A 22,618-nucleotide genomic window follows, 5' to 3' on the forward strand; every position below is an offset into this window, starting at 1 on the left:
CTTGGCCTAGCCCACGCGGCCCCACCCCGGCACTGGGTGGGGCCTGACTCAAGCAGACGGGTACGACAGTTTTTCGGGCTCATCCACAGATCCGCCCGGCCTGAGGCCGAGACCGAGGCCACATGCCACGGTCACGATCCCGGCCCAGACCAGCGGCCGGGGCATCGGGCCGCCCATCAGAACCCCGGTCGCCGCCGCCGCGACCGGGGCGATCCCGGTCAGCAGGCCGGCCCGGGCGGCACCCAGGCGGGAGACGCACGTGTACCAGAGGACGAACGCCACCGCCGTCACCGCGACTGCGAGATAGGCGCCGGCCAGCAGGTCCTCGGCGGTGAGCCGCAGGACCGCCGACGGGCCCTCGACGACCAGGCCGGAGGCCGCGAACAGCAGCGCCGCCATCCACGTCGAGTGCACCGAAACCCCGAGCGGCCCGTGCCGTCCCAGCACCGGCATCGCGAGCAGCGTGAACCCGGCCTCGCAGGCGAAGGTCACCAACGCCCACACCAGTCCGATCCGGTCGGCCCGCCCCAGGCCCTGCACCAGCGCCGCTCCCCCGGTCACGACCGACGCGGCCAGCACCAGCCGCGGCATCGGGCGATGCCCCTGCAGCACCGGCCCGGCCACCACGAGCAGGATCGGCACACATGCCACGGCCACGCCGAGCACGGCCGGTTCGGCGTGCCGCGAACCCTGGACCAGGGCCACGTTGAACAGGAACATCCCAGTCACCACCACCCCGCCGAGCCACGCACACTCCGCGCCCCGCGGCGCGACGATCCGCACCCCCGCTCGGCGGGCGAAGAGGAGCAGGAGCAGGCAGGCCACCGCGTACCGGAGGGCCTGGACGGTGAGGACCGGGGCGCCGGCGAGCGCGCCGGAGACGGCGACGCTGCCGCCGACGCAGACCATGCCGACGGCGCCGGCCAGGCCGGCGGCAAGGGAGGATTCCGTACGCGGGGAAGCGGTCACGACAGCAGTCACGTCACTCATGCTCGACCCGGGTATGGTCCAGTTGAAGGACCAATCAGAGTGCCAAGGAGTGGACCAATTCCGGGAAGCGACTTCCTCCAGCTGATCAAGGACGACGCGCCGAAGCACGGTCTGACCACCTGGCTGACCGAGGGTCTGCGCGACGCGATCAGCCAGGGCCGCCTGCCCACCGGCTCCGCGCTTCCGGCGACCCGGCGGCTCGCCGGGGAGCTCGGGATCTCCCGCGGTGTCGTGGTCGAGGCCTACCAGCGATTGATCGACGAGGGACTCGCCGGGGCGCGGACCGGCGCCGGCACGGTGGTCATCGCCCGGGGCACCCCGGCCGGCGAGCCGCGCGACCGCCGCCGGCTGCTCGACCGCCTGCGGCTGCCGCTGCCGCCCGACGACAGCATCGACCTCGACCTGTCGCCGGGGGTGCCCGATCTCGCGGCCTTCCCGCGTGCCGGATGGTTGCGGGCCGAGCGCGCCGTTCTCGGCGAGGTCTCCGCCGCCGAGCTGGGCTACGGGGATCCCTCCGGCACGCCGCGGTTGCGCGCCGAGCTGGCGGCCTGGCTGGCCCGCACCCGGGGTGTGCGCGCCGAACCGGACGACGTGATCGTGGTCAGCGGCGTGGCTCAGGCGCTCGGCCTGCTGGCGCAGACCTTGCGCGCGTCGGGGACGACCGCGGTCGCGGTCGAGGACCCCGGTTCCCGCGGGGCGCGGGATCAACTCGAGCATTGGGGCGTACGCGGTGTGCCCGCGCCGGTCGACGACGAGGGTGTCCGCGTCGACACCCTGACCGAGCCGGTGGCCGTGCTGACCCCGGCCCACCAGTTCCCGACCGGGGTCGTGCTCGGGCCGGCCCGGCGTCGTGCGCTCCTGACCTGGGCGTCCCGGGGCGGTCTGATCGTCGAGGACGACTACGACGCGGAACACCGCTACGACCGTTCTCCGGTAGCGGCTCTGCAAGGCTCGTTGCCCGACCACGTCGCGTACGCGGGAAGCGTCAGCAAATCGCTGGCGCCGGGGATGCGCCTGGGGTGGCTCGTCGCGCCCCGCCGCCTGCAGGACACCTTGCTCGCCGCGAAACACGCCACCGACCTGGGCAATCCGGCGCTGCCGCAACTGGTGCTGGCCCGGCTGCTGGCTTCCGGCGACTACGAGCGGCACCTGCGGCACGTGCGTACGCGTCAACGCCGCCGCCGCGACGCCCTGCTCGCCGGTCTCCGCACCCATCTGCCGGAAGCCCGCGTAGCGGGCGTCGCGGCCGGCCTGCACCTACTGGTGATGATGGACGGTGACACGCCCGACACCGTGCTGGCCGCGCGGGCCGCCGCGGCGGGTGTGCTGGTCCATCCGCTGTCCTGGCACCGGATCGCGCCGGGACCGCCCGGCCTGGTCATCGGGTACGCCGCGCAGCCGCCGGACCGGCTCTCTTCGGTGGGCCGGCGGCTGTCCGAGGCGTTCAGGCGGGGACGGTGACGAAGTCGATCAGCCGCTCCATCGAGTTGATCAGCGGCGTCTCGACGTCCTTGTAGGTGCTCACCGACTTGAGGATGCGGCGCCACATGTCGGCCGGCTCGCGCACACCGACCGCCTGGCAGATGCCCTCCTTCCAGGGGCGGCCGGGCGGGATCACCGGCCACTTCGAGAGGCCGACCCGCTGCGGCTTCACCGCCTGCCAGATGTCGATGTAGGGGTGGCCGGTGACCAGCACGTCCGGGTCCTTGACCGCGGCGACGATGCGGCTCTCCTTGGAGCCGGGGACCAAGTGGTCGACCAGAACGCCGACCCGCCTCTGCGGCCCGGGGCGGAACGCGGCGACCGCGGCGGCCAGGTCGTCGATGCCGTCCAGGGGTTCCACCACGATGCCTTCGATGCGCAGGTCGTCGCCCCAGATGCGTTCGATCAGGGCGGCGTCGTGGATGCCCTCCACCCAGATCCGGCTGGCCTTCGCGGTTTTCGCGCGGACATTGTCCACAGCGATCGAGCCGGAGGCGGTGATTCTCGTTTTCTGCGGTACGACCGCGACCGGCTTGCGCAACGTGACCGCCTTGCCGTCGAGCAGGAAGGCGGCCGGCGACAACGGGAAGTTGCGCCGCTTGCCGAAACGGTCCTCGAGTACGACCGCGCCGAGTTCGAAACCGACCACCGCACCGCAGAATCCGGAGTCCGCGTCCTCCACGACCAGGTCCGGTTCGGCGTCCACCTCGGGCACCTTCCGGCGCTTGCGCCAATCGGCCTTGAGTACATCCTCCCCATACATGTCCGCACGGTAACCCGTGCGTTGAGACACGTGGTTTATGACGCTCCGGCCGAGACAACCTTCCTGATCGGCACGTACCCTTGCTCGCATGTCCCCCGCTGCTGATGCGGCCGTCCGCACCGCGCGGCGCTCGACCCGGTTCGTGACCTGGGTGCGCGCCTGGCGCGCCGGGCTGGTCCCGTTCGACGAGTTGGCCGACGAGATCGCGGCCGACGAGGAGCACCTCGTCGCCGACGCACCCGGCACCTGGACGGACGTGCCCCTGCCGCAGGCCCTGCCGGTCTTCGCCAAGCTGCACCCCGACGAGATCCGCCTGGTCCTGCCCGCACCGGGCGACCCGCGCGGCCTGCCCGGCCCGGGTGAGCTGACCGGTGCCGCGCTGCTGGCCGGCGAGGCGGTGATGACCCCGTCGTTCGGCGTGGTCCCACAGGTGCAGCGGCACGTGTCCGGCTCCGGGGTCGAGTTCGAGACGGTGCTGTGGCGGTTCTTCCCGGTCGAAGACTTCCGTCCGGTCTTCCAGATGGGCGCCGCCGAGGCCGAGAGCGAGCTGACCGTCGCGCTCGGCGAGGCCACCGCCCAGCTGACCAAGCTCGACATCGCCCAGTGGAAACCCGAGCTGGCCGGTGCCCTGCAGGCCTTGCGCCGCCCCGAGAGCACGGCCACCCTGCCGCCCGGCTTCGACCCGCGGGCCCGCCGCCTGTTCGCCCGCGCCGGCGTGCTCGACCAGGTGCTCGCCCTGGCCGACCTCAACGCTCCCGGCGCCGCGGTCAACGGCTACGAGGCCCAGCAGCGCGACGCCGCGCTCCGCCCCCTGACCAACGCGTGCCGCCAGGCCCTGGTCGCCGCCTGCAACTCGCCGCTGCACGTCTGAGGCGTTCATGCCTGACCGGTTCGCCCACTGCACGTTCTGCGGCGCCCGGTTCCCCCGGCAACAGCCGTGGCCCCGGCGCTGTGCGGCCTGCGGCGAAACCAGCTACCTCAACCCCAAGCCGGTCGCGGTCGCGGTGCAGCCGGTCGGCTCCGGCCTGCTCGCCGTGCGCCGGGCCATCCCGCCGGCCCGTGAACGCCTGGCCCTTCCGGGCGGCTACATCGAGATCGACGAGACGTGGCAGACCGCGGCGACCCGCGAACTCGGGGAGGAGACCGGTCTGGCGGCCGACCCGGCCACGGTCAGGCTCTTCGACACGGTGAGCGCCCCCGACGGCACGCTGCTGGTCTTCGGCCTGCTGCCGCCGCTCGCGTCCGCCGCGGAGCTGGAACCGCCGTCGCCCAACGACGAATCCCTCGGCTGGGAGATCCTCTACGGCCCGACCGAGCTCGGCTTCAGCATCCACACGGCCGTCGCCAACCGCTTCTTCGCCGGCGCCTGATCCCCGGTCTCAGCCGGACGCATCCGAACAGACGTGCTACCGTCTGCGCCAACCACTTTCAATCTGCAATCAGTTTGGGGTCGTGGCGCATGAAGCTTCTTCTCACCTCCGGCGGCATCAGCAACGAGAGCATCCAGGCGGCCCTCGTCGACATGCTGGGCAAACCGATCGCCGAGTCGACTGCCCTGTGCATCCCGACCGCGGTCTACGCGATCCCCGGCGGCGCCTTCAACGCGTGGAAATTCATCTCCGGGCAGCAGTCCGGGGCGCCGATGTCAGCGCTGGGGTGGAAGTCCCTCGGGGTCCTGGAGCTGACCGCGCTGCCCAGCATCGACCGGGAGAAGTGGGTCCCGATGGTCCAGGAGACCGACGTGCTTCTGGTCGAGGGCGGCGACGCGCTCTACCTGTGCCGCTGGATGCGGGAGTCCGGCCTGGCCGACCTGCTGCCGTCACTCGGCGACACGGTGTGGGCCGGCCTGAGCGCGGGCAGCATGGTGATGACACCCCGCATCGGCGAGGAATTCGTCTGGGGCAAGATGCCGGCCGACGGCGACGGGACGCTCGGCCTGGTCGACTTCTCGATCTACCCGCACCTCGACAACCCGCACCTGCCGGAAAACACGATGGCCAACGCCGAGAAGTGGGCGGCCGCCATCGGCGGCCCGGCCTACGCGATCGACGACAACACCGCGATCAAGGTCGTCGACGGCAACGTCGAGGTCGTCTCCGAAGGAGCATGGAGACGCTTCTAGTCGATGCGGCCCTCGCTGAGCAGCTGGGCCAGCACCAGGCGGATCGCGGGGGCGGTGCGCTGGGCGTCCGACTGGGCAAACCAGGCCAGCTCCGCGATCTCGTTCTCCGGCTTCGGATCGCCGCCCGGATCGCCGCCCTCGAAGCACACCAGCCGCACCCGGGTGCCGGGCGGGCGGTTGTGGGCCGGGGCGACGAAATCGGCGAACGAGGTGAGCGCGGCCGGGTCCACGACCATGCCGACCTCTTCGAGCACCTCGCGGGCGGCGGCCTGGGCGTACGACTCGCCCGGCTCCGGCTTGCCGCCGGGCAGATAGAACGCATCCGAACCGTGCGCCCGCACGACCAGCACGCGCCGGTCGCGCACGACCACCCACGCGGCCGCGATCACCGTGTCAGGCACGCTTCTCCTCAGGCGACGATGCTGACGCCGGTGCCGGACGGGATCTCGTCGAGCAACTCTTTCTGGCCCGTCTTCGGCACGCGGATGCAGCCGTTCGAGATGTCGTGGCCGAAGACCGACGGGTGGTACCAGCTGTGGATCGCCGTGTGCCCGTTCTTGAGGCCGGGCGCCAGCGCCTCCTTCTGCTCCGGCACCGCACCGAGCACGAGAGCGTCCAGCCCCGCGTACTCGTCGCCGTCGGTCACCGTGCGCCCGAGCACGAAGGTGCGGCCGAGCGGCGTCGGCGTCCGGGTCGCGCCGGTGGCGACGGTCCAGCTTTCTTTCCGTACGCCGTCGCGCAGCCACGTCAGCTCGTGGTCACCCCGTTTGAGGATCAGCTGGTCGTGCAGCTCACTGGTGGTGTAACCGCCGGACGGGGCGAGCCAGCCGATGGTCCGGTCGACCGACGGCAGCAGCACCGCCGTCCACCCCCGGTCGCGTCCCACCACCGGCACGGTCACGTCGACGCCGCTGATGTCGGCCGGCAGATAGGCCCGGGGGTGCCCGCCCGGCGCGTCGTAGACGGCGACCCGGTCGTTGGGCTGCACACCCTCGGTCAGCGGCGTGGTCGAGGCCGGCGCCTGGTCGGCCGGGAACCCGCCCGGCACCTTGGTGTAGGTGATGACCGGCAGGTCCTTGGGCGGCTTCCGCACGGTCAGCCTGACCGGCGGCGCAAAGCTCGCCGACGCCTTGGCCACCGGCTGCACCCAGTGCGTCGTGGTCGTCGCGGCCGGCGACCGCAGCCCCCACACGGCGAAGGCCACGGCGACGATCAGAACCAGCGCGGCCGGCACGACCCGGGACGGACGAAGCAGACGCGACACGCCGCCCACGTTAGCCCGCGGCTGATCGAGGCGGCACCCGGGTCTCTCCACCGGTCGGCATGATGGCCGGATGGACGTGTCGATCCGCCCCCGCACCCCGGCCGACCTGGACGCCTGCGTGGCCGCCCTCCGCGAGGTCCACGAGGCCGACGGCTACCCGATGGCCTGGCCCGCCGACCCGGCCGGCTGGCTCACCCCGCCCGGCGTGGCCGCCGCATGGGTGGCGTCCCTGGCCGACGTCCCACTGGCCGGCCACGCCCTGCTGGTCGACCGCCCGTCCGGCGACCTGGAGCTGGCCCGCCTGTTCGTCCGGCCGGCCGCCCGCCGCCGCGCGGTGGCCGCGGCCCTGCTGACCGCGGCCGCCTCGCGGGGCCGCCCGCTGGTGCTCGAGGTGGTCGACGACGGCCGCTCGCCGGCGATAGCCCTGTACGAGGCCGCGGGCTGGCACCACACTCATTCGACGACGGCGTCGTGGACCGCCCCCGACGGCTCCCCGGTCCGCCTGCGCCACTACCGCCGGCCCGCCGGCCGCGAGGGATACTCGTCGGCGTGACGATCCAGGCGCTGATCTTCGACTTCGACGGCCTGCTGATGGACACGGAGACCACGCTGCTCGACAGCTGGAAGTGGGAGTGGCGCCGGCACGGGCTGCAACTCGACCCGGCCGGGTTCTTCGCCGACCACGGCGGCGACGCGAACGAGGAACGCTATGCGGTGCTGGCGGCGGCGGTCGGTCCGGCGTACGACCGGGAGTCGAGCCATGCGCTGCGGATGGCGTACCGGAAAACGCTGAACGCGGCGCTCTCGCCGCAACCGGGAATTTCCGCCTGGCTGGACCGGGCCGCCGAGCTGGGGTTGCGCCTGGCCGTGGCCAGCAGTTCCCGGATCGGCCATGTCGGCCCGATGCTCGACCGGGCCAGCCTGCGCGCGCGGTTCGAGGTGCTGGCGACCGGCGAGGAGGTGGCCGCCCACAAGCCGGACCCGGCCGTCTACCGGCTGGCCCTCGACCGGCTCGGGCTCCCCGCCGGGCAGGCGGTCGCCTTCGAGGACACCGCACACGGCGTGACCGCGGCCCAGGCGGCCGGGCTGCGCTGCGTGGCGGTGCCCAACCCGCACGCCGACCCGGCCCGTTTCGCCGGCGCCGACCTGCTGCTGACGAGCGCCCTCGATCTGCCCCTCGACACCGTCCTGGACCGGCTGTCGTGACCACCCCACCGTTCGAAGCCTTCGGAGCGACGGCCGAGCCGGTCCGCCTCGCCGGCGGCAAAGGGGGTACGTGGCGAGCCGGTGACCTGGTGCTGAAGCCGGTCGAATACCTGCCGGAGACGCTGTGGCGCGCCGAAGTCCTCGACCGCCTGCCCGAAAACCCGGCGTTCCGCGTCGCCCGCCCGGTCCGGGCAACCGACGGCGCGTGGGTGGCGGACGGCTGGGAGGCGACCCGCTTCCTGCCCGGGTCGCCGGACGTGGCCCGCCCCGACGACGTGCTCCGGGCCGGGATCGCCTTCCACGCCGCGGTCGCGGGGCTCGACCGGCCCGCGTTCCTGGATGTCCGCGACGACCCCTGGTCCAACGGCGACCGCGTCGCCTGGGAGGAGTCCCCGCTGCACGGGTCCGCGCCGCACACGTCCCCGCCGCACACGTCTCCGCCGCACACGTCCCCGCTCGCCACGGGCCTGCTGCAGCCGCTGCTCGAGGCCCGGCGCCCGGTCACCCTGGCGGCGCAGGCTGTCCACGGCGACCTGGCCGGCAACGTCCTGTTCGCCGCCGGCCTGCCACCGGCCGTCATCGACTGGCCCCTCTACTGGCGACCGCCCTCGTGGGCGTCGGCGGTCGCGGTCGCCGACGCCCTCTGCTGGTACGGCGCCGGCCCCGACCTGGCCGAACGCTGGTCGCACCAGCCGGAGTGGCCCCAGATGCTGATCCGCGCCCTGATCTACCGCATCGTCACCCACGACCACACATCAGGCCTGGTCGGCCAGGCGGACAGCTACCGCCCGGCCATCACGCTCACGGTGAGCTTGTCCACCGAGCGGTAGCGAGCAGCCGGGTCTTCTCAATCGGCGGCAGTCCGTCGTCCAGGCCGCGGAGACGCTGATAGATCTCACGCATCTCGCCGCGCCCCGAGATGTGCTGCGTACCGGCCGCCAGTTCCAGCACTGTCAGCGTGCTGGCCAACTTGATCGAACCCACCGCACCGCCACTGGATCGCAGCCGCTCCAATCGACGGGTCTCCCGAGTGGCGGTCTGCGCGCCAAGTCCGTCGTCGATCAGAACGACGACCTCGGCGCCTTGTTCGGCGGCCACGACCGCATGCGCGATCACCATCGTCTCGCCGAGGTCCTTCGAGTGTTTGAGCCGCTCGGACATGGGCTGCCGGGCAATCCGGTTGACGACCCGCGCCAGCTCGGGCGTGACCTCGTCCGGGAGGACCTGGATCCACTGCGGCGTCAGCTTTCTCCACGCAGCCGCTGCCGGACGGAAGCGCAGATCCTGCGCCGCCTTGCGGAGTACCTCGTCCTCTACCGCGGCCGGCGTGCTGAGGCGCCCCAATGTGCCGATGAGAAGACGTTCCCGGTTGATCGAGAGAAAGTTCAGGCTGGGTCCAGCATCAATGATGGCCGCTGAGTCGTCATCTGCGCTACGGCTCCTCAGGCACGCTCAGGGCCTCGTCCAAAGCACCCATATCGACGCGGGCCTCGGGCAACTCACCGGGATCCGCCCACACGGCCGCGTCGGGCGCGGGATAGATGCCGGCTTCCCGCAGCTCCGCCTCGGCCGTGTGGGATGTGATGCCGCGCAGGGTGGCGATGGTCTGCACCGAGACCACCCCTTCGGCGTACCCCTGGATCGCGCGGGCGAGCAGACGTTGGGGCGCTCGCCGCTGATCCGAGTCGGTTTGGAGCGCACGGTATTGATCGCTCCAGCCGAAACGGACGGCCAGTTGCGGAGCGGAAACCGACATCCACTCGGTCTTGACCGAAGCGTCGATGTATCGGCCCTGCTCCAGCGCGATGGCTGCGATCGCCGGCGAGACCAGGAACCGCTGAACGACGGCGGACAGGGTGGCGGGGGAGGTGGCTGGAAGGTCGCCGAGGAAGGTGCGCAGCCCTCCGAGCGGGAGCAGCAGATGCCGGGCGAAGGCGGTGGCGCGGCTTTCGGCAGCCGACGGCGCGCTCCAGTCACAGTTGGTGTTGTCCGACCAGTCGCCGAACACGACATGGCCAAGCTCGTGGGTGAGGGTGCTTCGCTGACGCATCGGGTGGCGGGTTCGCGCGACACCGATGAACACGGCATCACGCTGCGGGTCCCGCATCGTCAGCCCGTGTTCGTCGGGGCCGGCGTCAAGAACCGCCACGTCGACGCCGGCCGTCTGCTCGATCAGAGCGACGATGTCGCCGAGGGGCTGGTGTCCCAGATCGTGTTCGCGTCGGAACCGCTCGGCTGCGGCACGCCCCTCGGCTTCGGGGTTCACGTAGGTCACCGGGTCAGATCGTGGCCGGGATGGCTTGCTCGTCGAGGTAGTCGTCGAGCTCGAGGAAGTGCAGCAGCGCGTCACGCATCTCCGCCATGCCCGAACCGTTGGTGGCCCGGGCCGCGCATTGGGCCCGATCGGCCACTGCGCCTACGCCGGTAAGCTGGGCAACGGTGTGCCCGGTGGCCCAGGCGATGGCGACGACCTCCGGCAGCTTTGCCACCCGGTCGCCGGAGATGATGCGGGACAGCGTGGGCTGCGAGATGCCCGTGACATCGGCGAGCGCGCGCTGGCTGAGGCCGGCCGCCTCCCGGGCTTTGTCTATCAGTGCACCTACGTTGATGCTGGTCATGACCGCCCCCGACCGTTGAATCATAAACTCCGACGCTGATTCAGCCTACGCCATCCCCAGAACCGGCGCCATTTCCGGACGCTGTCGTCTGGAAAGCGGCCGGAAACTGACCGCTATGGCTTCTAGCGTGGCCGTTATGGATTTCGCATCGGTTCGCATCATCACCGACCAGGTCGGCGCCCTCACCGACTTCTACGAGACGGTTACCGGCCACCCGGCCCGCCGTCACACGCCCGACTTCGCGGAGCTCGCCCTGCCGGGAGCCACGCTCGCCATCGGCAGCCGCCGCACCACCGCGGCCGCCGAGCCGGCCGCCAACCGCAGCGCCATCGTCGAGTTCCGGGTGGACGACGTCGACGCCGAGTTCGCCCGGCTGCGGAGCACCCTGGAGCAGGTCGTTCAGGAACCCACCACGATGCCGTGGGGCAACCGGTCGCTGTTGTTCCGCGACCCGGACGGCACGCTGGTCAACCTGTTCACCCCGGCGTCGTAGACGGTCCCACTCCCGGACCGCGGCCGGCGGTCAGCCAATAGCTGATGCCCGGCGGGACGGACGGAGCACCCGAGGCCGCGGCCGCTCGGCGAGGCGCGTGTCGCCGGTGGCCACGATGTCGAGCAGGACGACCGTCCAACGGCCGGGCCGGGGTCGGCGGTGGCGGCACGGTTTCGGTCGCTCTGGGCGCCCCGCGGGAAGCCGGGCCGGAATCCGGCCGCCATCGGGCCTTCCCGGACGTGCGGCACCTCGTCGGTCAGAACGAGTGGCACTACTGGTGCGATCACCCGGCCGGCGTCGGGCCGGATGCAGCCCGCGCGCTTCGGCCGGCCCGGTTCGGCATCGCGGCCGGGGCGTTCGAGGATCTGGTCGGCAGCAACGCGCGGCCACCAACCAGAGCGTCGCCGCCGCGCTCGGCGAGGCTGAGCGATCGCCCGCACGACGTGAACGCATCAGTCTCTACGACGGTCGGCGATGGCTCAACAGGCCGTCGATGATGACGCTGAGTTTCCAGTTGGCGTAGGCGTGGCTGTTGCGGCCGGCGGTGGTCATGGCCGGGCGCAGGGCATGGATGGTCGGATAGGTATCGGCTGGCAGGTCGCCGTAGACGGCGTCGAGTTCGGATCCGGCGGCTTCGGACATGGCTTCCTCGGTGGCCTTGGCCGCACCCTCGGCTGCGGTCAAAGCTCGTTGGTCGCGCAGCCGGGCGGCGAGTTCCAGGGCGGATGAGGTCACGTACTGGTCGAGCAGGTCGGCTGCCCACAGGCAGAGCTTGTCGTCGATGCCGCCGGCGCGCAGCAGGGTCATCGTCGCTTCGAGGATGCGCAGGGCGTGCGGCCCGGTCGGCACTCGGATGATCCCGACCAGGGCGATGTCGTCATGGCTGCCGAGGGTGGTGATGGCCCGGCTGACAAGCAGTTCCAGTTGGGCGCGCCAGTCGCCGTCGGCCGGTCCGGGCAGGCGGATTCCGGCCAGCGCAAGGTCGTAGACCTCGGCCATCAGTTCGTCACGGTCGGCCACGTAGACGTAGAGCGATGCCGGGCCGGTGTCCAGAGCCTGCGCGACGCGACGCATGGTCACCCCGGCGTAGCCGACCTCGTCGATCAGCTGCATCCCTGATCCAGAGCACCCTGTCCCCGTCGCCACCCCCGGCGAAGTGGGCAGCGTCCTCGCCCTGCCCACCACCGAAAGGACCGCAGCAGCATGAGCATCAACGTCGTAGTTCTCGGAGCCGCCGGCCGCACCGGCCGCCTGATCGTCGCGGAGGCCCAGCGCAGCGGACACCACGTCACCGCCGCCGTCCGCAATCCCGCAAGCATCCCCGCGGTCCCGGGCCTGCGCGTGGAACGTGCCGACGTCCGCGACGCGGAAAGCCTGCGCGCCGTGATCGAAGGTCACGACGCTGTCGTCTCCGCCGTCAAGCGGGCAACCTCTACTCCGACGGCGCCCGCGCCATCGTGTCGGCGATGCAGGCCACCGAGGTGAAGCGGTTACTGGCTATCACGTCGGTCGGTGTCCGGCACGATGACCCTCACCACGCCTGGTGGTATCGCGGCCTCATCCGCCCCGTCGGCGCCGACCTGTACGCCGACATGGCCCGCATGGAGCAGATCGTGGGGGGAAGTGACCTCGATTGGACCTTCGTACGACCCACCTACCTCCAGGACCGCGAACCTACCGGCCGCTACCGCGCCACCCACAACAGCACACCCAAGGGCGGCTGGCGCATCACCCGCACCGACGTCGCACGCTTCATCGTCGAAGAGCTCGACGCACATCGATGGTCTCGCCGGGCCCCCAGCCTCGCCGAATGACGACGCACTAGATCTCGTCGATCAGGTCGGCGACCGAGTTGACGATGCGGGACGGGCGGTACGGGTAGCGCTCGCTCTCGGCCCGCGTGCTGATGCCGGTCAGCACCAGGATGGTCTCGAGGCCGGCCTCGAGGCCGCACAGGACGTCGGTGTCCATGCGGTCGCCGATCATCGCCGTACTCTCGCTGTGTGCCTCGATGGTGTTGAGGGCCGACCGCATCATCATCGGGTTGGGTTTGCCGACGAAGTACGGCTCGACGCCCGTCGCCTTCGAGATCATCGCCGCAACCGAGCCGGCCGCCGGGAGGGCGCCCTCGTTGGACGGTCCGGTGGCGTCGGGGTTGGTGCAGATGAACCGGGCGCCGCTGTCGATGAGCCGGATGGCCTTGGTGATGGCCTCGAAGCTGTAGGTGCGGGTCTCGCCCAGCACCACGTAGTCGGGGTCGAACTCGGTCAGCACGTAGCCCGCCGCGTGCATCGCGGTGGTCAGGCCGGCCTCGCCGATGACGTACGCCGTGCCGCCCGGCCGCTGGTCGGCGAGGAACTGCGCGGTGGCCAGGGCGGCCGTCCAGATCGAGTGCTCGGCCACGTCGAAGCCCATGCGGCTGAGGCGGGCCTGCAGGTCGCGGGGTGTGTAGATCGAGTTGTTGGTCAGGATCAGGAAGGGCTTGCCTGACGACTTCATCCGGTTGACGAACTCCGGGGCGCCCGGCACCGGCACACCCTCGTGGACGAGCACGCCGTCCATGTCGGTGAGCCAGCTCTCGACGGCCTTGCGCTCGGTCATCAGTCTCCTAAAGGTGGTCGCCGCGAAGGTATGGGACAGCAACCACCGGGGCAGTCGTCCCAGACCGGGAGAGTACCGAGCCGTGCCCGGGGTCGTCCGGCGGTGCGTTCCTCGACCAGCTCGCGGACCATCGTGACGAACCGCGGGTCGGTGCCCGGGGTGGCCGCCCGGGCATAGCCCAGGCGGAGCGACTTCGCGGTCTCGGCCGCCTCGTTGTCGAGGTCCCAGAGCACTTCGAGGTGGTCGGAGACGAACCCGATCGGGCTGACCACCACGTCGGTGATGCCCTTGTCGGCGAGCGCACGCAGGTGGTCGTTGACGTCGGGTTCGAGCCACGGCACCTGCGGCGGCCCGGAGCGGCTCTGCCAGACCAGGTCCCAGGACACCTCGGGGGCGGCGGCCGCGTGCACGAGCGCCGCCGTCTCGTTGAGCTGGGCGGTGTAGCGGTTGCCGTGCGGGCCGGCCTTCTCGGCCATGCTCACCGGGATCGAATGGGCGGTGAACACGAGCCGCGTCGTTTCACGACGCGCGGCGGGCAGGTTCAACAGAGCTTTCTGTACGGCCGTGACGTGCGGCCCGACGAACCCGGGGTGATCGTGGAACTGTCGCAGCTTGGTGATCCGCGGCGCCCGGGGCCCGACGGCCTCGCGAGCCCGGGCGATGTCCTCCCAGTACTGCTTGCACGACGAGTAACCGCCGTAGGCACTGGTCGCGAAGCCGAGCGCGTGCGTCACCCCGTCGTCGCGCATCTGCGCCACGGTGTCCTCGAGCATCGGTTGCCAGTTGCGGTTGCCCCAGTAGGTGGGCATCTCGAGGCCCGCGGAAGCAAATTCCGACGACACCGCCGCCAGCAGTTGCCGGCACTGCTCGTTGATCGGGGACACGCCTCCGAAGTGCATGTAGTGCTCGGCCACCGAGAGAAGCCGCGACTCGGGAACACCGCGCCCCCGCACCACATTGCGCAGGAACGGCATCACGTCGTCAGGCTTCTCCGGCCCGCCGAAGGACAGCAGGACGAACGCATCGAACTCCACCCCGCCATCCTCCCACCCGGATCACGCCCCTAGCGCGTGGTAACCCCCGTCGACGTGAACGACCTCACCCGTGGTGGCCGGGAACCAGTCCGAGAGCAGGGCGCACACCGCCTTGCCGGCCGCCGACGTGTCCTGCAGGTCCCATCCGAGGGGCGCCCGCTCGGACCACGCGTCCTCGAACTGCTCGAACCCGGGGATCGACTTGGCGGCCATCGTGCGCAGCGGCCCGGCCGACACCAGGTTGCTGCGGATGCCCTGCTTGCCGAGGTGCAGCGCCAGGTAACGCGACGCCGACTCGAGTCCGGCCTTGGCCACGCCCATCCAGTCGTAGACCGGCCACGCCTTGGTCGCGTCGAAGGTCAGCCCGACGATGCTTCCGCCGGACTGCATCAGCGGCAGGCAGGCGGCGGCCAGGGACTTGTACGAGTACGTCGAGACCTGCAGTGCCGTGGCCACGTCCTCCCACGGCGCGTCGAGGAAGCCGCCGCCCAGGCAGCTCTGGGGCGCGAAGCCGATCGAGTGGACCACCCCGTCGAGCCCGTCGACGTGCTCGCGGACCTTGTCTTGCAGGGACGCCAGCTGGGAAGCGTCGGTCACGTCGAGCTCGATGACCGGTGCCGGCGACGGGAGCCGCTTGGCGATCCGCTCGACCAGGGACAGCCGGCCGAACCCGGTCAGCACAACGGTGGCGCCCTGCTCCTGGGCGATCTTCGCCACCGAGAAGGCGATCGAGGCGTCGGTGATCACGCCGGTGACGAGCAGCCGCTTACCGGCCAGAAGTCCAGACAACGGAGAAATCCCCCTATAACGGAAAGTTAGGTCAGTGTCCCATGCCGAGGCCGCCGTCGACCGGGATGACGGCGCCGTTGATGTATGCGGCCGGGTCGGAGGCGAGGAAGACCACCGCTGCCGCCACCTCGTCGGGGTGGGCCAGCCGGGCGGCCGGCACCGCCTTGATGATCTCGGCGTGCCGGGCCTCGGACAGCACCGCGGTCATCTCGGTGTCGATGAAGCCGGGCGCCACCACGTTGGCCGTGATGTTCCGGCTGCCCAGCTCGCGGGTGATGCTGCGGGCCAGCCCGACCAGGCCGGCCTTGCTCGCCGCGTAGTTGGCCTGGCCCGGGCCGCCGTAGAGGCCGACCACCGACGAGATGAAGATCATGCGGCCCCACTTGGCCCGCAGCATCTTGCTGCTGGCGCGCTTCGCGACCCGGAACGCGCCGGCCAGGTTGGTGTCGATCACCCGGTCGAATTGCTCCTCGCTCATGCGCAGCAGCAGTGTGTCGTCGGTGATGCCGGCGTTGGCCACCAGCACCTCGACCGGGCCCAGCTCCTTCTCCACCGTGGTGAAGGCGGTGTCGACCTGCGCCGAGTCGGTGATGTCGCACTGCACGCCGAACAGGCCCTCGGGAGCGCCGGTGCCGCGGTGCGTGACGGCGACCCGGTCACCCTGCTTCGCGAACGCCTGCGCGATGGACAGGCCGATCCCCCGGTTGCCCCCGGTCACCAACACCGTGCGAGCCACGACCACGCTCCTCATACCCAGGTAGGGGTGCCGGATGGCACCTCGGTAGCACGACGGCATCCGCCGGCCGCCGTAACCTGCCGGGATGGAGACTAGCGGTCCTTCCGCCGCACGTGCCGTGATGGGGCCGTTGCGCCGGCTCTTCGTCGGCAAGGAACTGCCGCGACCCGCGGCACGCGGCCGCTTCATTTCGTACGCGCTTCCGCTCGGGTTGCTGGCTCTCATCGGACTGGGCGCGGCCGCCGGGCAATATCTGCTGGGCAACCGGCACTCGCTGGTGCCGGTCGCGGTCTGGGCGCTCGCGGTCGGCACGGTGCTGCCGGCCGCCGCCGCGTACCGCCGGCCCGTGCTGGCCTGGCGGCTGGCCTTCGTGATGATGTTCCTCGGCACGGTCAACTGGGTCCCGAAGGAGCCCTGGCCGTGGAACCCCGTGCAGATCTTCGTCTTCCTGTTCGTGCTGGCCCGGCTGGCCGTGGTGAGCCGGGAGTCGTGGCAGACGTTCTGGGCGGCCGCGCTGAGCGTCGGCACGGTCTTCCTCTACGCCCCGCCGAGCAGCGCCTGGGGCGCCGCGGTCCTGCTGGTCGCCATCGCGTCGATCGGCGACATCTTCGCCCGGCGCCGCCGCACCGGCGAACTGGTCGCCGAGCAGAACGAGCTCACCGAGCTCGAACGGGCCCGGCGGGCCGTCCTCGAGGAGCGCACCCGGATCGCCCGCGAGATGCACGACGTGGTCGCCCACCACATGTCGATGATCGCCGTACGCGCCGAGACCGCACCGTTCCGGGTGCCCGGCATGACCGAGGAGACGCACGCCGAGATGGCGACGATCGCGTCGGCGGCCCGCGAGGCGCTGACCGACATGCGGCGGCTGCTCGGCGTGCTGCGGTCCGAGAAGGAGGAGAACCTGACCGCCCCGCAGCCCGGACTGGCCGACGTCGGCATCCTGGTCGGGACGGCGCGCGCGGCCGGCCTCGACGTGGCGGTGGAGCTGGGAGGGCTGACGGGCGTGCCGCCGACGGTGGGGCTCGCCGCGTACCGGATCGTTCAGGAAGCCCTGGCCAACGTGGCCCGTCACGCGCCGGACGGCCCGGTCACCGTCCGGGCTCGCGGCAGTTCCGACCGCGTGGTGCTTCTCGTCAGCAACCCGCTGCCCCTTCAGCCGCGGGGCGGTGGCTCCGGCGGTCACGGCCTGGCGGGCATGCACGAACGCGCCGCGCTCCTGGGTGGCACGCTGTCGGCCGGGCCGGTGGGCGGCGAGTTCGTGGTGTCCGCCATCCTGCCGATCGGTGACGGAAGGGCCGGCGACGAGAGGGACGGCGAATGATCAAGGTGCTGATCGCGGACGACCAGGCGATGGTCCGCGAGGGGTTCGGCGCGCTGCTGAACGCGCAGCCGGACATCGCGGTGCTGGGCGACGCACCGGACGGCGAGGCGGCCGTACGGCAGTGCCGTGACCTGCGGCCGGACGTGGTGCTGATGGACATCCGCATGCCGGTGATGGACGGCCTCGAGGCGACCCGCCGCCTCGGCGAGGACGGCCCGAAGGTCCTGATCCTCACCACGTTCGACCTCGACGACTACGTCTACGAGGCACTGCGGGCCGGGGCGAGCGGCTTCCTGCTCAAGGACGCTCCCGCGGCTGATCTGATCAACGCCGTACGCGTGGTGGCCTCGGGAGAGGCCCTGCTCGCGCCGTCGGTGACCCGGCGCCTGATCGCCGAGTTCGCCGCCCGCCCGGCCGCCAACCGGCCCCGGCCGACCGCCCTCAACGCCCTGACCCCGCGCGAGACCGACGTGCTGCGGCTGATCGCCCGCGGCCGCTCCAACACCGAGATCGCCGAGGACCTGGTGGTGGCCGAGCAGACCGTGAAGACCCACGTCGGCCGGGTGCTGGCCAAGCTCGGCCTCCGGGACCGGGCCCAGGCGGTCGTTTTCGCCTACGAGACGGGCCTCGTGATACCGGGGTAGCACCCCGAAGTGAGCTCTGCGGTGTGACGATCGGGGTCTATATCCGGCCGGAATCTACGGCCCATGCGAATCCTCCCGGTCGTCACCGTGCTGCTCGCCACCACGCTCAACCCGGTTCCCCGCCCGGCGTCCGCGGCCGCTCCCGCGCCGGCAGTCCAGCATCTGCCCGCCTTCACCGAGGCCTACCGCGAGTCGGCCGTGCGGATGCTTGCCACCGGCTGCCCGTACGCGACGTGGGCCGGCGACGGACGCCACTTCCTCTTCTTCGACCCGGCCGGCGACGGGCGCGCGGCCGAGGTGTTCGGCGACCTGTCGACCGCGAAGCACATCGCGGTCCTGGTGCCCGGCGTGGCCACGAGCCTCGTCGACTTCGAACGCGGGCTGGGCGGGGTCGCCCGCCGCGCGCCCGGCGTGCAGGGCAAGACCCTGTACGAGCAGTTGAGCAAGCGCAGCCGGGACACCGCGGTCATCTCCTGGCTGGGCTACGACACCCCGGACGGCGTCGACCTGGCCGCCGCGACCGAGGGCCGGGCCCGCACTGGGGCGAAGGCGCTCATCACCTTCGTGCGCGATGTACTCGCCCAGCGCCCGGACGCCTCGGTGTCACTTATCGGACACAGCTACGGCTCGATGGTCGTCGGGCTGGCAGCCCAGCACCTGCCCGAGGTGCACGACGTGATCACTCTCGGCTCGCCCGGGCTCGGCGTCAGCCACGCGTCGGACCTCGGCGGCGCGACCGTCTGGGCCGCTCAGGCACCGGCGGATTGGATCCGCCGGATCCCCCAGGTCCGCATTCTGGGGCTGGGCCTGGGCAAGCGCCCGACCTCGTCCGGCTTCGGCGCGCACCTGCTGCCCACCGACGGGGTCGCCGGCCACGATTACTACCTGGTTCCCGGCAGCGCCACCCTCCGAGCAGTCACCGACGTCGTCCTGTCGGGTGGTCCTGGACACGACCTGCCGGGCCGCGTTTCTTAGCTGCGCCTTAAGGGGTACAGTTCCCGACGGCCTGTGAGTTTGCTGCGACTTGAAGGAGGTGATCGCTGTGCGAGATAGCGATCCTCCTAGTCGTGGCCGGGCCTGATTTTTCTACCGCCCCCGCATCCCCTGGCTGATTTCCGCCGCCCTCGCGCGGCCGGGCCGGGCTGTCGTGCGCGCCGCGACTCAAGGATGCCCGGACGCCGGCCGCGACTGTGACAAGCGCGCGTGAACCCTTCGCCACGTCACTGCAGCGGAAGAAGTCGAACCATGAAAAACCTCGTTGCGCCCCTCAGCTTCACCCTCGCCGCCGCCTGGGTGGTAGTCCTGTTCGTCCTCGTCCACCCGTGACCATCAGGGCAGCCGAGAGGTCCACAGAAGACTCAGCGCCGCCGCGCACAGCCCGAACAGCAGCGCGGCACCGGCGTACCACTGGGTCACCTCGCGGGACTCCACCCGGTGGCCGATCGAACTGCCCATGTCCTCGTAGACCTTCTTGAGCTCGCTGACCGAAGCCGCCTCGTAGAAGTGGCCCTTCGTCTTGTCGGCCAGCTGCTGCAGGGAAACCCGATCGACCGGGACCTTCTGCAGCGCACCCCGGATGTCGACGACGCCGTTGTCGGTGCCGAACGCGATCGTCGACACCGGCACGTTCGCCTGCGACGCCGCGCCCTCCGCGTCCTCGATCGACCGGCCCGACGTGCGGTAGCCGTCGGAAAGCAGCACGATGCGGGCCGGCGGCGCGCCCGAAGCCCCGTCGGACGGCACCGACTTGATGGCGTCCAGCGAGGTGAACACGGCCTCGCCGGTCGCCGTCGCCTCGGCCAGCGACAGCCCGTCGATACCGGCGATCACCGCGTTGCGGTCCTTGGTCGGCGACACCAGCACGTTGGCCGACTTCGCGAACGACACCAGACCCAGGTTGTAGCTCGGCGGCAGCTCCTTGACGAACGCCCGCGCCGCCTCCTGGGCCGCCTCGATGCGCGTCGGCTGCACGTCGTCGGCCTCCATCGACAGCGACACGTCGATCGCCAGGATCACCGTGGCCCGCTCCAGCGGCTCCTTCTGGTCGACCGACGGCCGGGCCATCGCCAGCCCCAGTCCGAGCAGGCTCAGCAGGAACGCCAGCGCCGACACGTGCCGCCGCCAGCCCAGGCCGCGGGGCGCCAGCGTGCGCAACAGGTCGACGTTGGTGAACCGCATCGCGTACTGCCGGCGGCGGAACTGCCGGAGCACGTAGGCGGCGGCGGTGAGCACCACGGGCAGCAGCGTCAGCAGCCACCAGGGCGACAGGAAACGGATCATCGCGTGGTCCCTCGCGTGCGGGCGTGTCGCTGGGCGGCCACGAATCGGACCATGTCCAGCAGCCAGTCGGTGTCGGTGCGCAGGCGCAGATGGGAAGCGCCGGCCGCCCGCAGAGCGCGGGCAATCGCGGCGCGTTGCTCACCGGCCGCCTCGGCGTAACGGCGGCGCAGCTCCGGGTCGGCGGTCTGCACCTCGTGCAGCAGCCCGGTCTCCGGGTCGGCCAGAGTCATCACGCCGACGTCCGGAAGTTCCAGCTCGCGCGGGTCGACGACCTCGACCGCGAGCACGTCGTGCCGCACACCCAGCTTGCGGACCGGCCGGGCCCAGCCCTCGACCGGCGCCATGAAGTCGGAGATCACCACGGCCACGCCACGACGCCGCGGCGGCCGGTTGAGCATCTCGATCAGGGCGCCCAGATCGGCCCGCCCGGGCTGGATGCGGGTGCGGGCGATCGCGCGCAGCAGCCCCTGCGCCTCCTTACGGCCCGGCCGGGCGGGCATCCGGACAAACGGCGCCTGCGGGCTTTCCGCGCCGGTCGTGGACGCCGTCGCCGCCTTCCGGCGCCATCGGGAGGCGCGCTCCGGCGGGCGTACGCCCGTGCCGGTGCCGACCACCGCGCCGATCCGGTTGCCGCCCCGGACCGTCAGGTGGGCCATCGCGGTCGCGGCGGCCAGCACGAGATCGCTCTTGAGCGAGAGCGCGGTGCCGAACTCGAGGCTCGCCGACAGGTCGACCGCGAGCCAGGTCTCCAGCTCACGGTCGGCGACCGTACGGCGTACGTGCGGCAGCGTGGTGCGGGCGGTGACCGGCCAGTCCATCCGGCGCACGTCGTCGCCCGGACGGTATTCGCGGGACTCACCCGCCTCGCTGCCCGGGCCCGGAAGCAGGCCCACGTAGTCGCCCTGCAGCAACCCGTCGAGCTTGCGCGTCACCAGCAGCTGAAGCCGCCCGAGCACCGCCTCGGCGCGAGCCGTCGAGCCGCCCGCGTTTTCCACGCCGAGGGCACCGCCAGCCGGTTGAGCGATTCTCGGGTGGCCGGCGCCGTTCGGGGCCTGAGTCACTGCTGGGTCGGCCACACCGCCGCCTGCGGGTAGGGGTGACCGCCGGCCGGGACGCCGCTCACCGGCAGATGACCGTTCGGAGGCTGCATCACCGGCGGCTGACCGTTCGGGGGCAGCATCACCGGCGGCTGGCCGTTGGGCTGGCCCGGCGAGGTGCCCTGGCGGGCGGCGACCGACGGCATCGGCACAGTCTGCATGATGCGGGCCACGATGTGGTCGGCCGGGATGTCGTCGGCCAGCGCGTCGTAGCTCAGCACCAGGCGGTGCCGCAGAATGTCCGGCGCGATGTCCTGCAGGTCCTGCGGCAGCGCGTAGTCACGGCCGCGGAGCAGAGCCAGCGCGCGGGTGGCCCGCACGATGCCGAGCGAGGCGCGCGGGCTCGCGCCGTACTGAATGAGCTGGGCGACGTCGGGCATGCCGTGCTGTGCCGGCGCGCGGGTCGCCAGCACCAGCCGCACCGTGTAGTCGACCAGCGCGTTGTGCACGAAGACCTGGTCGGCCCGGCGCTGCAGGCCGAGCAGATCTTCCGGCGTGAAAACCTGCTTGGCCTCGGGCGCGCTCACACCCATGCGGTAGACGATCTCGCGCTCCTCGGCGTCGGTCGGATAGCCGACCAGGATCTTCATGAGGAAGCGGTCGCGCTGCGCCTCGGGCAGCGGGTAGACACCCTCCTGCTCGATCGGGTTCTGCGTGGCCATCACCAGGAACGGGTCGGGCACCTCGTGGGTCTGCCCGCCGATCGACACCTGGTGCTCGGCCATCACCTCGAGCAGCGCCGACTGCACCTTGGCCGGCGCCCGGTTGATCTCGTCGGCGAGCAGGAAGTTGACGAACACCGGCCCCAGCTCGACGTCGAACTTCTCACTCGACTGCCGATAGATGCGCGTGCCCACAATGTCGGCCGGCACCAGGTCAGGGGTGAACTGGACCCGGGAGAAGGTGCCCCCGACCACCCGGGCCAGGGTCTCGACCGCAAGGGTCTTGGCGACACCGGGCACGCCCTCGAGCAGGCAGTGACCCCGGGCGAGCAGGGCGACGAACATCCGCTCCACCATCCGGTCCTGCCCCACGATCACCCGCTTGACCTCGAACATGGCGCGTTCGAGCTGGGTCGCGTCCTGCGCCGGGGGCACGGGGGCCTCGGTGCGGTCGGTCTCGGGCGTGGTCGGCTGGGCCACCGGTCCTCCACAGCGGGTCGCGAACGGCTATCG

The 22,618-nt window shown here is 71.5% G+C and carries 26 protein-coding genes and 1 pseudogene; 12 read left to right on the forward strand and 15 right to left on the reverse strand.

The window, feature by feature from the left end:
• Positions 1–48 precede the first annotated feature (48 nt).
• On the reverse strand, positions 49–981 hold the full coding sequence (locus tag ACIA5C_RS04290; protein WP_396051101.1) for a DMT family transporter: 933 nt from the start codon (positions 979–981) through the stop codon (positions 49–51).
• Positions 982–1,029: 48 nt separating this feature from the next.
• Between ACIA5C_RS04290 and ACIA5C_RS04295 the strand changes: the two genes are divergently transcribed.
• Entirely contained in the window at positions 1,030–2,451 is a 1,422-nt protein-coding gene (locus tag ACIA5C_RS04295; protein WP_396051103.1) for a PLP-dependent aminotransferase family protein, read from the forward strand.
• Here ACIA5C_RS04295 and ACIA5C_RS04300 read toward each other — a convergent pair.
• Entirely contained in the window at positions 2,435–3,235 is an 801-nt protein-coding gene (locus ACIA5C_RS04300; RefSeq protein ID WP_396051105.1) for a DUF3097 domain-containing protein, read from the reverse strand. The genes ACIA5C_RS04295 and ACIA5C_RS04300 overlap by 17 nt on opposite strands.
• A gap of 88 nt (positions 3,236–3,323) precedes the next feature.
• Between ACIA5C_RS04300 and ACIA5C_RS04305 the strand changes: the two genes are divergently transcribed.
• The 3 genes from ACIA5C_RS04305 (at position 3,324) to ACIA5C_RS04315 (ending at position 5,357) form a co-directional block, all read left to right on the forward strand.
• Positions 3,324–4,106, forward strand: coding sequence for a hypothetical protein (locus tag ACIA5C_RS04305; RefSeq protein WP_396051107.1), 783 nt, complete (start codon positions 3,324–3,326; stop codon positions 4,104–4,106).
• 7 nt (positions 4,107–4,113) lie between these two features.
• Positions 4,114–4,605 carry an NUDIX domain-containing protein gene (locus ACIA5C_RS04310; RefSeq protein WP_396051109.1) on the forward strand — a complete coding sequence of 164 codons (492 nt, stop codon included), beginning with the start codon at positions 4,114–4,116 and terminating at the stop codon, positions 4,603–4,605.
• A gap of 89 nt (positions 4,606–4,694) precedes the next feature.
• Entirely contained in the window at positions 4,695–5,357 is a 663-nt protein-coding gene (locus tag ACIA5C_RS04315) for a Type 1 glutamine amidotransferase-like domain-containing protein (protein WP_396051111.1), read from the forward strand.
• On the opposite strand, the gene ACIA5C_RS04320 is transcribed toward ACIA5C_RS04315, so the two are convergent.
• Positions 5,354–5,758: an NUDIX domain-containing protein gene (locus ACIA5C_RS04320; protein WP_396051113.1), complete on the reverse strand. Its 405-nt coding sequence runs from the start codon at positions 5,756–5,758 to the stop codon at positions 5,354–5,356. The two genes, ACIA5C_RS04315 and ACIA5C_RS04320, sit on opposite strands and share 4 nt — an antisense overlap.
• Positions 5,759–5,766: 8 nt before the next feature.
• Positions 5,767–6,621 carry a L,D-transpeptidase gene (locus ACIA5C_RS04325; RefSeq protein WP_396051115.1) on the reverse strand — a complete coding sequence of 285 codons (855 nt, stop codon included), beginning with the start codon at positions 6,619–6,621 and terminating at the stop codon, positions 5,767–5,769.
• Between the two features lie 70 nt (positions 6,622–6,691).
• Between ACIA5C_RS04325 and ACIA5C_RS04330 the strand changes: the two genes are divergently transcribed.
• The 3 genes from ACIA5C_RS04330 to ACIA5C_RS04340 are packed head-to-tail and all read left to right on the forward strand — an operon-like array spanning position 6,692 to position 8,657.
• Complete coding sequence (locus ACIA5C_RS04330) at positions 6,692–7,174, forward strand: GNAT family N-acetyltransferase (protein WP_396051117.1); 483 nt, start codon at positions 6,692–6,694, stop codon at positions 7,172–7,174.
• Positions 7,171–7,827, forward strand: coding sequence for an HAD family hydrolase (locus tag ACIA5C_RS04335; RefSeq protein WP_396051119.1), 657 nt, complete (start codon positions 7,171–7,173; stop codon positions 7,825–7,827). Before ACIA5C_RS04330 ends, ACIA5C_RS04335 begins: the two co-directional genes overlap by 4 nt.
• Positions 7,824–8,657 carry a TIGR02569 family protein gene (locus tag ACIA5C_RS04340; RefSeq protein ID WP_396051121.1) on the forward strand — a complete coding sequence of 278 codons (834 nt, stop codon included), beginning with the start codon at positions 7,824–7,826 and terminating at the stop codon, positions 8,655–8,657. The genes ACIA5C_RS04335 and ACIA5C_RS04340 overlap by 4 nt, the downstream gene beginning before the upstream one ends.
• Here the strand turns inward: ACIA5C_RS04340 and ACIA5C_RS04345 are convergent.
• The 3 genes from ACIA5C_RS04345 to ACIA5C_RS04355 form a co-directional block, all read right to left on the reverse strand.
• Positions 8,629–9,171, reverse strand: a complete 543-nt coding sequence (locus ACIA5C_RS04345) for a hypothetical protein (protein WP_396051123.1) — start codon at positions 9,169–9,171, stop codon at positions 8,629–8,631. The two genes, ACIA5C_RS04340 and ACIA5C_RS04345, sit on opposite strands and share 29 nt — an antisense overlap.
• 88 nt (positions 9,172–9,259) lie before the next feature.
• Complete coding sequence (locus ACIA5C_RS04350) at positions 9,260–10,102, reverse strand: ImmA/IrrE family metallo-endopeptidase (protein ID WP_396051125.1); 843 nt, start codon at positions 10,100–10,102, stop codon at positions 9,260–9,262.
• Positions 10,103–10,106: 4 nt separating this feature from the next.
• Complete coding sequence (locus ACIA5C_RS04355) at positions 10,107–10,445, reverse strand: helix-turn-helix domain-containing protein (RefSeq protein WP_396051128.1); 339 nt, start codon at positions 10,443–10,445, stop codon at positions 10,107–10,109.
• Between the two features lie 136 nt (positions 10,446–10,581).
• Between ACIA5C_RS04355 and ACIA5C_RS04360 the strand changes: the two genes are divergently transcribed.
• Positions 10,582–10,938 (forward strand): VOC family protein, encoded by a 357-nt coding sequence (locus ACIA5C_RS04360; RefSeq protein ID WP_396051130.1) that lies wholly within the window; start codon positions 10,582–10,584, stop codon positions 10,936–10,938.
• 459 nt (positions 10,939–11,397) lie between these two features.
• On the opposite strand, the gene ACIA5C_RS04365 is transcribed toward ACIA5C_RS04360, so the two are convergent.
• On the reverse strand, positions 11,398–12,051 hold the full coding sequence (locus ACIA5C_RS04365) for a TetR/AcrR family transcriptional regulator (RefSeq protein ID WP_396051132.1): 654 nt from the start codon (positions 12,049–12,051) through the stop codon (positions 11,398–11,400).
• Positions 12,052–12,141: 90 nt separating this feature from the next.
• Here ACIA5C_RS04365 and ACIA5C_RS04370 point away from each other — a divergent pair.
• Positions 12,142–12,752 (forward strand): annotated as a pseudogene (locus ACIA5C_RS04370) (NAD(P)-dependent oxidoreductase).
• A 7-nt stretch (positions 12,753–12,759) separates the two neighbouring features.
• Here the strand turns inward: ACIA5C_RS04370 and ACIA5C_RS04375 are convergent.
• Genes ACIA5C_RS04375 through fabG form a run of 4 tightly spaced genes read right to left on the reverse strand, consistent with a single transcriptional unit; the run spans position 12,760 to position 16,098 of the window.
• Positions 12,760–13,539 carry an HAD-IIA family hydrolase gene (locus ACIA5C_RS04375; protein WP_396051135.1) on the reverse strand — a complete coding sequence of 260 codons (780 nt, stop codon included), beginning with the start codon at positions 13,537–13,539 and terminating at the stop codon, positions 12,760–12,762.
• On the reverse strand, positions 13,539–14,573 hold the full coding sequence (locus ACIA5C_RS04380) for a ferrochelatase (protein ID WP_396051137.1): 1,035 nt from the start codon (positions 14,571–14,573) through the stop codon (positions 13,539–13,541). Before ACIA5C_RS04380 ends, ACIA5C_RS04375 begins: the two co-directional genes overlap by 1 nt.
• Positions 14,574–14,594: 21 nt before the next feature.
• Complete coding sequence (fabI, locus tag ACIA5C_RS04385; RefSeq protein ID WP_396051138.1) at positions 14,595–15,362, reverse strand: enoyl-ACP reductase FabI; 768 nt, start codon at positions 15,360–15,362, stop codon at positions 14,595–14,597.
• 31 nt (positions 15,363–15,393) lie between these two features.
• Positions 15,394–16,098: a 3-oxoacyl-ACP reductase FabG gene (gene fabG, locus ACIA5C_RS04390; RefSeq protein ID WP_396051140.1), complete on the reverse strand. Its 705-nt coding sequence runs from the start codon at positions 16,096–16,098 to the stop codon at positions 15,394–15,396.
• 85 nt (positions 16,099–16,183) lie between these two features.
• Here fabG and ACIA5C_RS04395 point away from each other — a divergent pair, with 85 nt between their 5' ends.
• From ACIA5C_RS04395 to ACIA5C_RS04405, 3 genes are all read left to right on the forward strand, one after another.
• The gene (locus tag ACIA5C_RS04395; protein ID WP_396051142.1) at positions 16,184–17,422 is read left to right on the forward strand and encodes a sensor histidine kinase; all 1,239 of its coding nucleotides are present in this window, start codon (positions 16,184–16,186) and stop codon (positions 17,420–17,422) included.
• Positions 17,419–18,066 carry a response regulator gene (locus ACIA5C_RS04400; protein WP_396051143.1) on the forward strand — a complete coding sequence of 216 codons (648 nt, stop codon included), beginning with the start codon at positions 17,419–17,421 and terminating at the stop codon, positions 18,064–18,066. Before ACIA5C_RS04395 ends, ACIA5C_RS04400 begins: the two co-directional genes overlap by 4 nt.
• 63 nt (positions 18,067–18,129) lie before the next feature.
• A complete protein-coding gene (locus ACIA5C_RS04405; protein ID WP_396051145.1) occupies positions 18,130–19,041 on the forward strand; it encodes an alpha/beta hydrolase in 912 nt (303 codons plus the stop codon).
• Positions 19,042–19,395: 354 nt separating this feature from the next.
• Here the strand turns inward: ACIA5C_RS04405 and ACIA5C_RS04410 are convergent, their stop codons facing one another.
• From ACIA5C_RS04410 to ACIA5C_RS04420, 3 genes are all read right to left on the reverse strand, one after another.
• Positions 19,396–20,346, reverse strand: a complete 951-nt coding sequence (locus ACIA5C_RS04410) for a VWA domain-containing protein (RefSeq protein ID WP_396051147.1) — start codon at positions 20,344–20,346, stop codon at positions 19,396–19,398.
• A complete protein-coding gene (locus tag ACIA5C_RS04415; protein ID WP_396051150.1) occupies positions 20,343–21,341 on the reverse strand; it encodes a DUF58 domain-containing protein in 999 nt (332 codons plus the stop codon). Before ACIA5C_RS04415 ends, ACIA5C_RS04410 begins: the two co-directional genes overlap by 4 nt.
• A 62-nt stretch (positions 21,342–21,403) precedes the next feature.
• Positions 21,404–22,585: an AAA family ATPase gene (locus tag ACIA5C_RS04420; RefSeq protein WP_396051152.1), complete on the reverse strand. Its 1,182-nt coding sequence runs from the start codon at positions 22,583–22,585 to the stop codon at positions 21,404–21,406.
• Positions 22,586–22,618 lie beyond the last annotated feature (33 nt).

This window comes from Actinoplanes sp. NPDC051343, from assembly GCF_044455125.1.
Classification (GTDB): domain Bacteria; phylum Actinomycetota; class Actinomycetes; order Mycobacteriales; family Micromonosporaceae; genus Actinoplanes.